The sequence below is a fragment of the Sulfitobacter albidus genome, assembly GCF_018200035.1.
In the GTDB taxonomy this organism is placed as follows: domain Bacteria; phylum Pseudomonadota; class Alphaproteobacteria; order Rhodobacterales; family Rhodobacteraceae; genus Sulfitobacter; species Sulfitobacter albidus.
The window spans coordinates 1890165-1902784 of sequence record NZ_CP073581.1 but is presented as its reverse complement, the minus strand read 5'-3'; the positions used below and the strand labels follow the sequence as shown (position 1 = coordinate 1902784).

13 protein-coding genes and 1 pseudogene are annotated in these 12620 nt (G+C 64.9%); 10 read left to right on the top strand and 4 right to left on the bottom strand.

Annotated elements, in window-relative coordinates; genetic code table 11:
- The first annotated feature begins 58 nt into the window (after nucleotides 1-58).
- The 7 genes from KDD17_RS19240 (at nucleotide 59) to KDD17_RS09140 (ending at nucleotide 4943) form a co-directional block, all read left to right on the top strand.
- Nucleotides 59-376: a hypothetical protein gene (locus tag KDD17_RS19240; protein WP_431358151.1), complete on the top strand. Its 318-nt coding sequence runs from the start codon at nucleotides 59-61 to the stop codon at nucleotides 374-376.
- Nucleotides 304-915, top strand: coding sequence for a hypothetical protein (locus KDD17_RS19235; RefSeq protein WP_431358116.1), 612 nt, complete (start codon nucleotides 304-306; stop codon nucleotides 913-915). The genes KDD17_RS19240 and KDD17_RS19235 overlap by 73 nt, the downstream gene beginning before the upstream one ends.
- Nucleotides 916-1099: 184 nt before the next feature.
- Nucleotides 1100-3082, top strand: a complete 1983-nt coding sequence (gene rpoD / locus KDD17_RS09160; protein ID WP_212703399.1) for an RNA polymerase sigma factor RpoD — start codon at nucleotides 1100-1102, stop codon at nucleotides 3080-3082.
- 199 nt (nucleotides 3083-3281) lie between these two features.
- Nucleotides 3282-3704 (top strand): hypothetical protein, encoded by a 423-nt coding sequence (locus tag KDD17_RS09155; protein WP_212703398.1) that lies wholly within the window; start codon nucleotides 3282-3284, stop codon nucleotides 3702-3704.
- A 2-nt stretch (nucleotides 3705-3706) separates the two neighbouring features.
- Complete coding sequence (locus KDD17_RS09150) at nucleotides 3707-4114, top strand: hypothetical protein (protein ID WP_212703397.1); 408 nt, start codon at nucleotides 3707-3709, stop codon at nucleotides 4112-4114.
- A complete protein-coding gene (locus KDD17_RS09145) occupies nucleotides 4114-4518 on the top strand; it encodes a hypothetical protein (RefSeq protein ID WP_212703396.1) in 405 nt (134 codons plus the stop codon). Before KDD17_RS09150 ends, KDD17_RS09145 begins: the two co-directional genes overlap by 1 nt.
- 2 nt (nucleotides 4519-4520) lie before the next feature.
- The gene (locus KDD17_RS09140; RefSeq protein WP_212703395.1) at nucleotides 4521-4943 is read left to right on the top strand and encodes a secondary thiamine-phosphate synthase enzyme YjbQ; all 423 of its coding nucleotides are present in this window, start codon (nucleotides 4521-4523) and stop codon (nucleotides 4941-4943) included.
- Here the strand turns inward: KDD17_RS09140 and KDD17_RS09135 are convergent, their stop codons facing one another.
- Complete coding sequence (locus KDD17_RS09135; RefSeq protein ID WP_212703394.1) at nucleotides 4944-5615, bottom strand: SDR family oxidoreductase; 672 nt, start codon at nucleotides 5613-5615, stop codon at nucleotides 4944-4946. It abuts the gene before it with no gap.
- Nucleotides 5616-5809: 194 nt separating this feature from the next.
- Between KDD17_RS09135 and nrdR the strand changes: the two genes are divergently transcribed.
- Together nrdR and ribD are read left to right on the top strand one after the other, a co-directional pair.
- Nucleotides 5810-6277 (top strand): transcriptional regulator NrdR, encoded by a 468-nt coding sequence (nrdR, locus tag KDD17_RS09130; RefSeq protein WP_212703393.1) that lies wholly within the window; start codon nucleotides 5810-5812, stop codon nucleotides 6275-6277.
- A 14-nt stretch (nucleotides 6278-6291) separates the two neighbouring features.
- A complete protein-coding gene (gene ribD, locus KDD17_RS09125) occupies nucleotides 6292-7365 on the top strand; it encodes a bifunctional diaminohydroxyphosphoribosylaminopyrimidine deaminase/5-amino-6-(5-phosphoribosylamino)uracil reductase RibD (protein WP_212703392.1) in 1074 nt (357 codons plus the stop codon).
- Here the strand turns inward: ribD and KDD17_RS09120 are convergent.
- From KDD17_RS09120 to KDD17_RS09110, 3 genes and pseudogenes are all read right to left on the bottom strand, one after another.
- A pseudogene (locus KDD17_RS09120) lies at nucleotides 7362-9385 on the bottom strand (capsule polysaccharide biogenesis protein). The gene ribD and the pseudogene KDD17_RS09120 overlap by 4 nt on opposite strands.
- A complete protein-coding gene (locus KDD17_RS09115; protein WP_212703391.1) occupies nucleotides 9385-10527 on the bottom strand; it encodes a polysaccharide biosynthesis/export family protein in 1143 nt (380 codons plus the stop codon). Before KDD17_RS09115 ends, KDD17_RS09120 begins: the two are co-directional and overlap by 1 nt.
- Before the next feature lie 110 nt (nucleotides 10528-10637).
- Entirely contained in the window at nucleotides 10638-11930 is a 1293-nt protein-coding gene (locus tag KDD17_RS09110; protein WP_212703390.1) for a capsule polysaccharide biogenesis protein, read from the bottom strand.
- Nucleotides 11931-12028: 98 nt separating this feature from the next.
- On the opposite strand from KDD17_RS09110, the gene KDD17_RS09105 reads away from it, so the two are divergent.
- Entirely contained in the window at nucleotides 12029-12616 is a 588-nt protein-coding gene (locus KDD17_RS09105; RefSeq protein ID WP_212703389.1) for a riboflavin synthase, read from the top strand.
- Nucleotides 12617-12620: the final 4 nt, after the last annotated feature.

Genomic DNA, 12620 nt, shown 5'->3' with positions numbered 1-12620 from the left:
TCTGCTCAAGGCGAAAGGCGCGGGCGCCGTGCAGGCGCTGATCGACGCGGCACAACCCATGGTGCAGCTGCTCTGGCAGCGCGAGATCGAGGGCAAGGTGTTCGACAGCCCCGAACGCAAGGCGGCGCTGGATAAATCCCTGCGCGACAAGATCGCGCTGATCAAGGATCCCTCGATCCGCAGCCACTACGGGCAGGAGATCAAGGATCTGCGCTGGCAGCTGTTCCGCGCCAAACCGGGCGGGGCGCCCAAACGTACGGGTAGTGCGCGCGGCGGTTGGGGGCGGCGCCGCAGGGGCCGTCGGTGGGGGCGAAATCCTCGGTGCTGGCGGGGGTGGATGCGGACCGCGCGACGGACCATCTGCGCGAGGCGGTGATCCTGGCGGCCTGCCTGTCCTGCCCTGAGGTGGTCGAGCAATTCGAGACCGGACTGGAGAGCATGGCCTGCGTCGATGACGAGCACGCGCATCTGCGCGATTTGCTGCTGCGCCACGCGCCCGACGGCGCCGACGCCCTGCGCGACCGCATCGCGCAGGCGATGGGGCCGGACGCTCTTGAAAACCTGTTGGCCCGTCGCCATGTCGCCATCACGCCTTGTGTCCGGCGCCCCGGCCAGCCTGAATTGGCCGCCATGACCATCGCGGAAGAATTGGCAAAGATGAAGGCGCAGCAGGGCCTCGAAGAGGAGCTATCGGACGCGTTGGATGATCTGAGCGGCGAGGCCGACGAGGGGCTGACCTGGCGGCTGGCAGAGGCCGCGAAGGCCCGCGACCGCGCCCAACGTTCTGGTCAGGAGGACCGTGCGGAATACGTTATCGCCGACAACGGCGCGCGGCTCGACCGGGAGGAAGTCGAGAAAAGCCGCAGCTTTTTCGATCAGATCGACTTTTCAAAAGGCGGCCGCAAAGGGCGGTAAGCCATTAGGAAACCGGATGAAACTGCCGTAACGGCAGGCAGGAATTGAAACGAGTGCGTGACCAATCGTCCGCATTGACCACAAAATAAGTCATGCGGGTTTAAGAATCACCTCAAACCCCGCATGATTCGTAAAAGCCGAATCACTGCCACTGATTCGCTAGGGACGCTTGAGAGGAGCATTCATGGCCGCCAAGGATACCAACGAAGACGCCAAGCGCGATGACGCCGACAATGGTCATTCGCTCGACATGAGCCAGGCCGCCGTGAAGAAGATGATCGGGGAGGCCCGCGAAAAGGGCTATATCACCTACGATCAGCTCAACACGGTACTGCCGCCGGATCAGGTATCGTCCGAGCAGATCGAAGACGTGATGAGCATGCTCTCCGAGATGGGGATCAACATCATCGAGGACGAGGAAGCCGAGGACGACGGCGACAAGGGCTCGACCGAGGTGACCACGACCGAGAGCAACCGCGAGGTCGCTTTGGGCTCCGGCACTTCCGAAAAGCTCGACCGCACCGATGATCCGGTGCGCATGTACCTGCGCGAGATGGGCAGTGTCGAACTGCTGAGCCGCGAGGGCGAGATCGCAATCGCCAAGCGGATCGAGGCCGGCCGCAACACGATGATCGCGGGCCTGTGCGAAAGCCCGCTGACCTTTCAGGCGATCACGATCTGGCGCGACGAGCTTTTGTCCGAGGATATTCTGCTGCGCGACGTGATCGACCTTGAGGCGACATTCGGCAATCAGATGGGCGAGGAAGAGACAACGACCCCCGTCGTGCCCGCCGGTGCCGCTGCCCCCGGCAAGGAAGAGGCGAAACCCGAACTTGACGCCGACGGGAACCCGATCACCGCCGAGGATGACGACGACGACGAGGACGAGCAGGCCAACATGTCGCTTGCCGCCATGGAAGCGGCGCTGAAACCGCAGGTGCTCGAAGCCCTCGACCGTATCGCCGACGACTACGTGCAGTTGAGCGAGATGCAGGACAGCCGGATCTCGGCCACGCTGAACGAGGACGACACGTTCTCGACCGGGGATGAAGATAAGTACCAGACGCTGCGCAGCGAGATTGTCGCGCTGGTCAACGACCTGCACCTGCACAACAACCGTATCGAAGCGCTGATCGATCAGCTCTATGGCATCAACCGCCGGATCATGCAGATCGACAGCTCGATGGTGAAGCTGGCCGACCAAGCGCGCATCAACCGCAAGGAATTCATCGACGCCTACCGCAATCACGAGCTTGACCCCACGTGGATGGAGCGGATGGCCGAGAAGCCCGGGCGCGGCTGGCAGATGTTCATCGAACGCTCCGCCGACAAGGTCGAACAGCTGCGCGCCGACATGGCGCAGGTGGGCCAGTACGTGGGCCTCGACATCTCCGAATTCCGCCGCATCGTGCAGCAGGTTCAGAAGGGCGAGAAAGAAGCCCGTCAGGCCAAGAAGGAAATGGTCGAGGCGAACCTGCGTCTCGTGATCTCGATTGCCAAGAAATACACCAACCGCGGTCTGCAGTTCCTCGACCTCATTCAGGAAGGCAACATCGGCCTGATGAAGGCCGTGGACAAATTCGAATACCGCCGTGGCTACAAATTCTCGACCTACGCAACATGGTGGATCCGTCAGGCGATCACCCGGTCCATCGCGGATCAGGCGCGCACGATCCGCATCCCCGTCCACATGATCGAGACGATCAACAAGCTGGTGCGCACCGGCCGGCAGATGTTGCACGAAATCGGTCGCGAGCCGACACCGGAAGAGCTGGCCGAAAAGCTGCAGATGCCGCTGGAGAAGGTCCGCAAGGTGATGAAGATCGCCAAGGAGCCGATCTCCCTCGAGACGCCCATCGGCGACGAGGAAGACAGCCAGCTGGGCGATTTCATCGAGGACAAGAATGCCGTGCTGCCGCTCGACAGCGCAATTCAGGAAAACCTCAAGGAGACGACGACGCGGGTCCTGGCCAGCCTGACACCACGCGAGGAGCGTGTTCTGCGCATGCGGTTCGGTATCGGCATGAACACCGATCACACCCTCGAAGAAGTCGGCCAGCAGTTCTCGGTCACCCGCGAACGTATCCGCCAGATCGAGGCGAAGGCGCTGCGCAAGCTCAAGCATCCGTCCCGCTCGCGCAAGCTGCGCAGCTTCCTCGATCAGTAAATCTGCGGGCGCCGGGGCAGACCCTCCGGCGCCGCGCGATCCGATTTTTTGAAAAAATCGGCCCGGAATTTTCGAAAAATTCCGATACCCGTGGCGGGCCTATACGCCAAAGCTTGCCCGTCGCGCCGCTGTGATTTGGTGTGAAGCGCCCGGCGCCCTATCTTGAGATGCAATTGATATGTGTTTCAGGAGAACCGTGATGAAAAAGTATATTTCCCTTGCCGCTCTTGCCGTCTTTCTGCCCGCCGCCGCATCGGCGCAGGCGTATCGTGCGGTTAATGATCTGACGGTTGTGCCGCTTCAGGGGGGCAGTTTCGAAGTGATCGAAGGCCGCGGCGAGGGGCCGCGTGGGATCTGGTGTGCCGCCGCAGAATACGCGGAGCGTCGGTTGGGCGCAGATGGGCGCGTCTATATTCAGGACGGGCGCGGGCCCGCGCGCAGTGTTGCCGGGCGTAAATCCGTGGTCTTTACCACCGACGCCCGTGCGCTCAGCCAACCCCCAAGCCAGAGCATCGCGCTGAGCACGTCGCAGATCGGCATCGGCTTGCCCGTCGATCACGCGATCCAGTTCTGTCGCGACATCTTTGACCGTGACGACCGCATTATCCGGCAGCGGTTCTGACCGTGCGCCGGATTGCAGCAACAGCCGCCCTCGCCACCGCACTGGCGAGCGGTGCGGCGGCGCAGGATTTTCGCGCGGCCAATGATGTCATCGTGACGCCAGTGGCGGGCGGCTTCGCGGCAACCTCCGATGCGGGACTGGGCGCGCGCGGCTATTGGTGCGCGGCCGCCGATTATGCCAAATCCGTCCGTGGCGCGGCAAACGGCGCTCGCCTCTATATCAAGGGCACCCGTGCGCGCGGTCTGGGCCAGCGTGCACCGGTGGTCTTTACCCTCGATCCAGCGGGTCTTGAGCCGCAACCCGCCACCATCCTCGGGGCCTCCTTGTCCCGTCCCGGCAGCACTCTAGCTGTTGGGCACGCCATCGGGTTTTGCGTCGATGGCAAACTGATCACGGATGGAGACAGATGATGAGACCTTTGACCCTTTTGCTTGGACTGATACTCGCCGCCCCGCTTGGCGCCGCGACACTGGGCGAGGAAAGCGGGTTTGAAGTCAACGCGCTCGGCGGGAGCGATTTTGAAGTGCTGCGTCAGCAACAAATGGGCGCGACCGAGATGTGGTGCGCCGCGGCGAGCTACGTGGAGGTCCGCCAGGGCTTGTCAGAAACGACGCCGATTTACCTGCGGCGCCCACTAGGCCCCGCGCAATCGGCGCAGGGGCGGCGCAGTGTCGTTTTCAGCTTGTCCAACAGCGGTCTACCCGCAGATGATCTTGGCCGCGTTTCGATCAACGCGGATACGCCCGGTATGATGATGAAATCCGCTGCCGCCCGCCGTTTTTGCCGCGACGCTTTCACCCGCTCGACCAAATAGGGATGCACGGCCAGATCAGCACGCAGACACGGGGTCCGGGACTTTATGAGATTACGGATGAAGTTGGGGAATGGCTGACAGCACAGGGAGCGGACAGCGGTTTGCTGACACTGTTGGTGCAGCATACCTCTGCCTCTCTTCTTATTCAGGAAAACGCCGACCCGGACGTACAGCATGATATGCAGGCGTTTTTCACGCGGCTGGTCCCGCCGAGCGACCGGCCAGAGATGTCCTATCTGGTCCACACCCTCGAAGGCCCCGACGATATGCCCGCGCACCTCAAGGCCGCGATGCTGCCCGTGAGCCTGTCCATCCCGGTGAACGGTGGGCGCATGGTGCTGGGCACGTGGCAGGGGATCTACCTGTTCGAGCACCGCGATGCGCCGCATGTCCGGCGCACCGCGCTGCATTTTCGCCCCGACTGATCAGCCGGTCGGCATCAGGCACAGCTCGCGCACATCCGCCCGCTCCGGCGCGTTGAGCGCGTAGACCACCGCGTCTGCCACGTCTTGCGGCTGCAGCTTGTCGGGTTTGGGGCTGTCGAAGAAGGCGGTATCGACCATGCCCGGCGCGATCACGGTGCAACGCCCACCCCATTCGCCCATCTCTTCGGCGAGGTTGCCGGCAAACCCGTGGATAAACCATTTGGTCGCGCCATAGATCGATCCCTTGAGGTGGCGCCGTCCGGCCACGGATCCCGTCACCACGAAATGCCCCCGCGATTTCTTGAGCGCTTCCATCGACGCATGCGCAGTGTAAAGCGCGCCCTTGATGTTGAGGTCGATCATCCCGTCCCAATCCTCCGGGTCGCCCTCCGCGACGCCCGGCGCGCTGGATCCGCGCCCGGCGTTGGCGAATACGGCATCGAGCTGCCCGGTGTGGGCCTGAAGCTGGGCCAGCGCGTCGCGCTGCGCGTCAAGGTCGGTCGCATCCCCGACGAGCACCAGCGCCTGCGATCCGATTTCCTTGGCCAATTCCGTCAGCTTGTCCTCGCTGCGCGCGAACAGGCCGACGTTCCAGCCGCTGGCGGCGGCGGTCTTTGCGGTGGCGGCGCCGATCCCGCTGGAAGCGCCGGTAATGAATAGTGTTTTTGTCATGGGGGGAGGCTCCGATCATGTGATGTTACCGGAGCCAACGCCCGCGCGCTGTGATTGGTTCGCGACAATCGCGCCCCCTGTATGTTGGGGCCGATTTCTACCCTACACAAAGCCTTGGGGCGGGCGTATACCTGTGGATAAGTGGGGCGCGGATCCCACAACATCAGGCGGAAATGATACGGGGGGACCAGCCCATGCGCTGCCCATTTTGCGGAAACATCGACACGCAGGTCAAGGATAGCAGACCGGCCGAGGATCACGTCTCGATCCGGCGGCGGCGCTTTTGCCCGGCCTGCGGCGGGCGGTTCACCACCTATGAGCGGGTGCAGCTGCGTGATCTGGTGGTCATCAAATCCTCCGGCAAACGTGAGGATTTCGATCGCGACAAGCTGGAGCGTTCAATCCGCATCTCGATGCAGAAACGCCCCATCGATCCAGAGCGGATCGACCAGATGATCAGCGGCATCGTACGCAGATTGGAAAGCATGGGCGAGACGGACATCGGCTCCAAACAGATCGGCGAGATCGTGATGGAGGCCTTGGCCCGCATCGATACGGTCGCCTACGTGCGGTTCGCCAGTGTGTACAAGAACTTTCAGGCGGCGGATGATTTCGACAAATTCGTCGCGGAATTGCGCCCCGACACCCCGCCGGAGAGTTGAGCGACACCCGTTTCATGGCGCTGGCCCTGTCCTTGGGCCGGCGCGGGCAGGGGATCACCTGGCCCAACCCGGCGGTGGGCTGCGTTGTCGTGCAGGGTGGGTGCATCGTGGGGCGCGGGTGGACCGCACCCGGCGGGCGCCCGCACGCCGAGACACAGGCGCTGGCGCAGGCGGGCGAGGCCGCGCGCGGCGCGGATGTCTACGTCACGCTTGAACCCTGCGCGCACCACGGCCAGACCCCGCCCTGCGCGCAGGCGCTGATTGACGCGGGCGTGGGCCGCGTCGTGGTGGCCGTCGTTGACAGCGATGCCCGTGTGGCCGGGCGGGGCATCGAGATGCTGCGCGCGGCGGGGATTGCCGTGCACGTCGGGGTTTGCGAGGCCGAGGCACGCCGCGATCACGCCGGTTTTTTCACCCGCGTGGGGCAAGGGCGCCCGGCGCTGACGCTCAAACTGGCGCAATCTTTCGACGGGCGCATCGCCACGGCGAGTGGGGAGAGCCAGTGGATCACCGGACCCGGTGCGCGCCGCATGGTGCACGCCATGCGCGCCCGCCACGATGCGGTGATGGTCGGCGCGGGCACCGCGCGCGTCGATAATCCGTCGCTGACCGTGCGCGACCTTGGCATCGCGCGGCAGCCCGCGCGGGTGGTCGTCAGCCGACGGCTAGATATCCCGCTGACCTGCCAATTGGCGCAGACCGCCGGGGAGGTACCGGTGATCCTATGTCACGGCGCCGATGCGCCCCCGGCGCTGGTCGAGGCTTGGGGCGGCATGGGGGCCACGACGCTCACCTGCCGCAGCGAGGGGCGACATCTGGATCTGTCGGACGTGATGGCGCAGCTGGGGCAGCACGGGCTCACGCGGGTGTTCTCCGAAGGCGGCTCCGCCATGGCGGCGTCGCTGTTGCAGGCGGATCTGGTGGATGATCTGGTGGGCTTTACCGCCGGGCTGACCATCGGTGCCGAAGGGCTGCCCGGATTGGGCGCGCTGGGGCTCGGGCGTCTGGCGCAGGCGCCGCGTTTTGATCTGGCGCAGGTGCGGGCCGTGGGCCCGGACGTGATGCACCACTGGAGACGCGCGCGTTAGCGCCGCCACAGATGGGCGTAGCCCGCGAACATCCCTTGCAGCCTTGACAGCCAGCGATTGCGGCGCCCCGGCGTGGGCACAGCATCTTGCGCCAGACGGTCCACGATCACCTCGACCGGGCAGGGCAGCCCGGTGACCGGGTCGCGGTAGCGCGGATAGTCGATCAGTGTCGCGTGCACCAACCCCTCAAGCGTTGGACGCGCGCGGCGGCGGGGGGGCACGTCGCCGCGATCTTCGGTCAGCCCCCAACCGGCGTAGAACGGCACGCCCCAAGTGGTGACGGGCACGCCGCGCAGCAGCGCCTCGAACCCCATGAGCGAGGTCATCGTGTGCACCGCATCCACCGCGCCCAGCAGCGTTGCGGGATCCACATCGCCCAAGATCACATCGGCCACGGACGGATCGCTCAGCGCGCCCTCGCGCAGACCGGCGGTCACGTCCGGGTGCGGCTTGTAGAGGATCGTCGCATCGGGATGCGCCGCGCGCACGGCCTTCAGCAGCGCCTGATTGTCGCCAATCGCCTCTGTGCCGAGCCGGATCGAGGCATCATCGCCCACCTGTCCCGGCACGAGGATCAGCGATCCCTCGGGCAGCGGGGGCAGGGGGGCGGCGCCGGTGTTGTACTTGCTCAGCCCCGCGCGGGTCAGTGACGTGATCAGCCGCGCGGCGCGACGCTCCTGATCGGGGCGCAGGGTGGCGCGGGCAGCAATCCAGTGCTCCAGCCGCGAGGGGCGCGAGGGGTCATAGTAGATCCCCAGATCATCGAGTGCGAGCGACAGCGGCGGCACCAGCGCAGCACCGAGGCCACGCGAGCGCAGAAAGCCGTCTTCGAGCCGGTGCGCATCGCCGTGCCCCACCGTCGCGCGCCCCGCCCAAACCATCCACGGGCGCTCCTGTGCGCGGGCGCGTGCCGGATCATCCTCGAACACCACGGGCACATGGGTGCCGAAAAACTCCTGTAATGGCGCGCGTTTCCATCGCGACATGGCCGAGGCGGTCCAGCCCGCGCGGTCCTGTCGCCAGGCGGTTGCCTGCGCCTCCAGTGTGTCGATCACACGCTCCAGCGGGCACAGCGCATCTGTGAACGGATCGTACCAGCGCGGGTAGAGGATCATCGCGCCCGCGAACAGCTGCGCGCGGGTCAGGCGGCGCTGGCGGCGCTGCACTTCAAACGCGTCCTCGGTCAGCCCCCAGCCTGCGTAGAACGGTTGGCCAAAGACGCGGGGGCGATGGCCCGCAAAAATTGCCTCGAACCCCAGCCCGGACGAGACGGTGTAGACCCCGATGGCGCCTTCGAACAGGATCCACGGGCTGATCGGGTCGGTCAGAAATTCAATGCGGTCGTTGAGATCGCTGTCGCGGAAATAGCCCTTGCGGTGGCCTGCGGCGGTCTCCGGGTGTGTCTTGATGAGTATGCGCGCGCCGGGATGTTCCTCCTGCGCGTAGTAGAGCATCTCAAGAAACCGCGCCCGATCCGCCCCCGAGGCGGTGACCGACGCATCGCCTTCGGTCTGGTCGATCACCAGCACGTAGCCGGGGGCGGGGGGGGCATGTCGGTGCGGACGGCGGCGTATTTGGTCAGATGCGCCTCTTGCAGGCGTGCGATGCAGTCGCGTGCGCGGTTCAGCAGGGCGGTATCGTCCAGCGGCTCCTCCGTGAGCAGTTTTTCAAGGTCAGAGGGTTTTGAGGGGTCGAAATGCGCCGCCCGGTGGTCGATGAGCAGGCCCAATGGCGGCTCCCCGTCGCGCCCCGGAAAGAGCGAGCGCAGGGCCGCGTCCTCGATGCGCACGATCGGTGCGTCGCGCGCCTGCGCCACGCCCTCGCCACGGTGGGCGGTGGGCGAATTGCCCCAGACTGCCACGCTGTCGCCGGGGTGGGAGGGCAGGCCCACGTGGATCGAATATCCCGAAAGTTGCAGGATGCGGCGGATGCGCCCCTGCGTCAGAAACCCGCCGTTATAGACAAAAAGCCGCCGGTCCGTTGCGGGACCAGCGGCGTTCACGTGGCTGTCGGACGGCATCAGCCGCCGGAGAGGGCGCTGGCCGTGGAGCTGAGCCCGCCGACGGAACTGGCCGTGCCGGTGATGGCGGAGATGACCTTGTTCCACTGGGTGAAGGGCGCTTCGGTCACGTAGAGCGTATCGCCGTCGCGGATCACAAAATCACGGGCCATGAACATGCCGTTTGGCTCTGTGAGGTTGAGCACATAGACCATGCGCTGCGTGCCTTGCAGATCGTTGCGGCCCAGCACCTGCTCGGCCACTTCCTCGGGCTCGTTGCGCAGCACGAAGACGCCGGTGGGATCGGCGGCAGAGGCCAGCAGGCCGCCCACCTGCGCGATGGCTTCGATGGCTGAGAGATTTTGCGATTCAAAGGCCACGCGCGCCTGGCTGCCGGTGGCGCCAAGGGCGGTGTAGGAGCGGGTGTCCTGCTCGACGAGGATCTTGTCACCGCCGCGCAGTGCGATATCGAGTTCCGGGTGGTCGTAGAGATCCTCGAACCAGATCGTATCGCTTTTCTTGCCACGGATGACCGTCACGCGGGCGATTTCGGGCTGGATCGTGATGCCGCCCGATTGTGCGAGCATCGTGGCCAGCGTCCGGGTCGGACGCTCAATCGGATAGACGCCCTGGCCGCCGACGGCCCCCACAAGGCTGACGGTCGCGCCGTCACCTGCGGCGCGGCGAACCTCCACCTGCGGATCGGGGGTCTGATCGGCCAGTTTGTTGGTGATGATGCGGCGGATCGCTTCGGGCGAATTGCCCGCCGCCTTGATCCGGCCTGCGTAGGGGATAAAGATGAAGCCCGCGCCGTCCACCTGCACCTCGGCCAGCGTGGCGGGGGCGCCCTCGACGCCCAGCAGGCTGTCGTCGACGTTTTCATAGACGGTGATGCCCAGCACGTCGCCCGGACGGATCGTGTCGGAGCCAAGCTGACCCGCGTTCAGAAACGACTCCGAAAAGCCGAGGGCGGGGACCACAGCCGTGGCGCGCGTTACACGGTCATTGACCGACACGATAAAGGCGTCGCCCTCGCGCTGCACGGAACCGGCAAAGATCTGACGTTTGTTTGGGCCAACCTGCGGCAATCCACAGGATGCCAGCACGGCGCAGGCCGCGACGACTGCGATGGGGCGCGCCCACCGGAACTTTTGGGTTTTCACTGCCCGGTCTCCTCGACCTATTTACTGCCTCAATGCCGGTATTTTCCGGCTCATTGCCGATGAGGCTAGCGCAAGGCGGGGCGAAAATCCACTGTCTTGAAAGGGATATGTCAGGTGACAAGCCGCAACTGTTGCCGTGGTGCCGCGGTCCCGTGGTCGAGCGCATCGTAGGGATCATCGGAGCTGAGCATCATATCGACGACCTGCCGCATCAGTTGGCGGCGCCCGCGCGCGGCGTAGAACCCGCCGGGAAGTTGTGATGTTTCAAGCAGATAGCGGCGGAAATCTTTGTAGGCGCGGTTGTCGGGGCGGGCGGCGGCGGAAAAGAACTCGGCCAAGGGCTGATCCGACACGAATTCGGGTTTGGCGTAGACCGCGCGGCCAAACACCTTGAGCGGGATCCCGCGCCACAGCACCTGCTGGCCTGCGGTCGAATTGACGGTCACCGCCGTGCGCGCATCGTTGAGCAGTTGCGCCAGCTTGCCGCCGCGCACGAAATGCACGCGGTCGGCGATGCCGCGCGCGCGGGCAAGGCGCTTTATCTCGCGGCGCACGGGCACGCGGCCATCCTCCAGCGGGTGCGCCTTGACCACCAGATGATGGTGCTGCGGCGCGCCTGCGGCAAAACCGTCGATCACCAGCTCCAGAAAATCGGTCATCGTCTCGAAGGGGGAGTGCTGCTGGAACGAGCTGTCATGCTCCAGCTGCAATAGCGCCAGATGATAGGGAAAGCCCCCCAGCCGGATGCGCAGCGTGGCCAGACGCCGCTCGACCGCCTGAAACGGCATCAGCAGCAGCCGCTTGAGGTACAGCTGGAATTCCTTGGCCACGGGCAGATCGCGGTGCGGGCGGAAATTGCGGTAGTCGCCGTTCCGGAACATCACGAACCAGTGATAAAGCGCGCCGTAGAACACGTGCTGGCGCATGTCGCCCCAGTGACCGGGGGGCAGGGGCGCTTCCATATCGGATTTCTCAAGCGCCGCCTGCATCTGGGCGATGCTCATATCCATCAGGCGCGAATTGCCGTTGGTGCCGCCGCGCTCGTAGGTGACCCAATAGGGCCGCATGTACCCTTCCTCGAACACATGCACGCCCAGCCCGCGGCGTTTCGCCTCGGCCACCGCCTGCGCGTGGATGGGCCGCGTATCGCCGTAAAGCACGATATCGGTGACACCCTTGGACTCCAGAAGATCGGCAAAATGCGCAGGCCAGCCGTCAGCATCGCCCCGGTAGGGGATATAGGTGGATGGATGGAACCAGAACGCCCGGTCGCCCGCGTTGAACCCCACGCGCCAGACCTGCGCACCGGCGGCGCGCAACATCTTTCCCAGCCGGTTGAAGAACGGCCCGTGCGGCCCTTGCAGGAAGAGAAACACGCGTTTGTCTGGATCCACCTGCGCCATGGGGGGCTTTCTTTGGTTGCGGTTGGGCTTATTTAGTCTCAAAACTCTGACGAAATTATGACTATGCCTCTGGGGCAGCTTATCCGAGAAGGAATGCGATGTTTACGGGGATTATCACCGACATCGGCACCGTCGCCGAATTGACGCAAGAGGGCGACCTGCGCGCCCGCATCACCACCGGCTATGACACGGCCCGCATCGATATGGGCGCCAGCATCGCCAGCGACGGGGTGTGCCTGACGGTGGTGGACCTTGGCCCCGATTGGTACGAGGTGCAGGTCAGCGCCGAGACGGTCGAGATGACCAACCTTGGCGATTGGGTCGTGGGGCGGCGGGTGAACCTTGAACGCGCGCTGAAAGTCGGGGACGAGCTGGGCGGCCATATCGTGTCAGGCCACGTCGATGGCGTGGCCGAGGTCGTGGCCATGCGCGACGAGGGCGACAGCACCCGCGTGACCCTGAGGGCACCGCGCGCGCTTGCCAAATTCATTGCCCCCAAGGGATCGGTCGCGTTGAACGGCACGTCGCTGACCGTCAACGAGGTGGACGCGTGCGATTTCGGCATCAACTTCATCCCTCATACCAAGGATGTCACGACCTGGGGCGATGTGGCCGTCGGTGACCGCATCAACCTCGAGATCGACACGCTGGCGCGCTATGTGGCGCGGCTGGCAGAGATGAAATAAACCC

Coding starts and splice junctions, on each gene's coding strand:
- KDD17_RS19240 (WP_431358151.1), top strand. CDS start 59: ATGGTGCAGCTGCTCTGGCAGCGCGAGATCGAGGGCAAGGTGTTCGAC.
- rpoD (WP_212703399.1), top strand. CDS start 1,100: ATGGCCGCCAAGGATACCAACGAAGACGCCAAGCGCGATGACGCCGAC.
- KDD17_RS09155 (WP_212703398.1), top strand. CDS start 3,282: ATGAAAAAGTATATTTCCCTTGCCGCTCTTGCCGTCTTTCTGCCCGCC.
- KDD17_RS09145 (WP_212703396.1), top strand. CDS start 4,114: ATGAGACCTTTGACCCTTTTGCTTGGACTGATACTCGCCGCCCCGCTT.
- KDD17_RS09140 (WP_212703395.1), top strand. CDS start 4,521: ATGCACGGCCAGATCAGCACGCAGACACGGGGTCCGGGACTTTATGAG.
- KDD17_RS09135 (WP_212703394.1), bottom strand. CDS start 5,615: ATGACAAAAACACTATTCATTACCGGCGCTTCCAGCGGGATCGGCGCC.
- nrdR (WP_212703393.1), top strand. CDS start 5,810: ATGCGCTGCCCATTTTGCGGAAACATCGACACGCAGGTCAAGGATAGC.
- ribD (WP_212703392.1), top strand. CDS start 6,292: ATGGCGCTGGCCCTGTCCTTGGGCCGGCGCGGGCAGGGGATCACCTGG.
- KDD17_RS09110 (WP_212703390.1), bottom strand. CDS start 11,930: ATGGCGCAGGTGGATCCAGACAAACGCGTGTTTCTCTTCCTGCAAGGG.
- KDD17_RS09105 (WP_212703389.1), top strand. CDS start 12,029: ATGTTTACGGGGATTATCACCGACATCGGCACCGTCGCCGAATTGACG.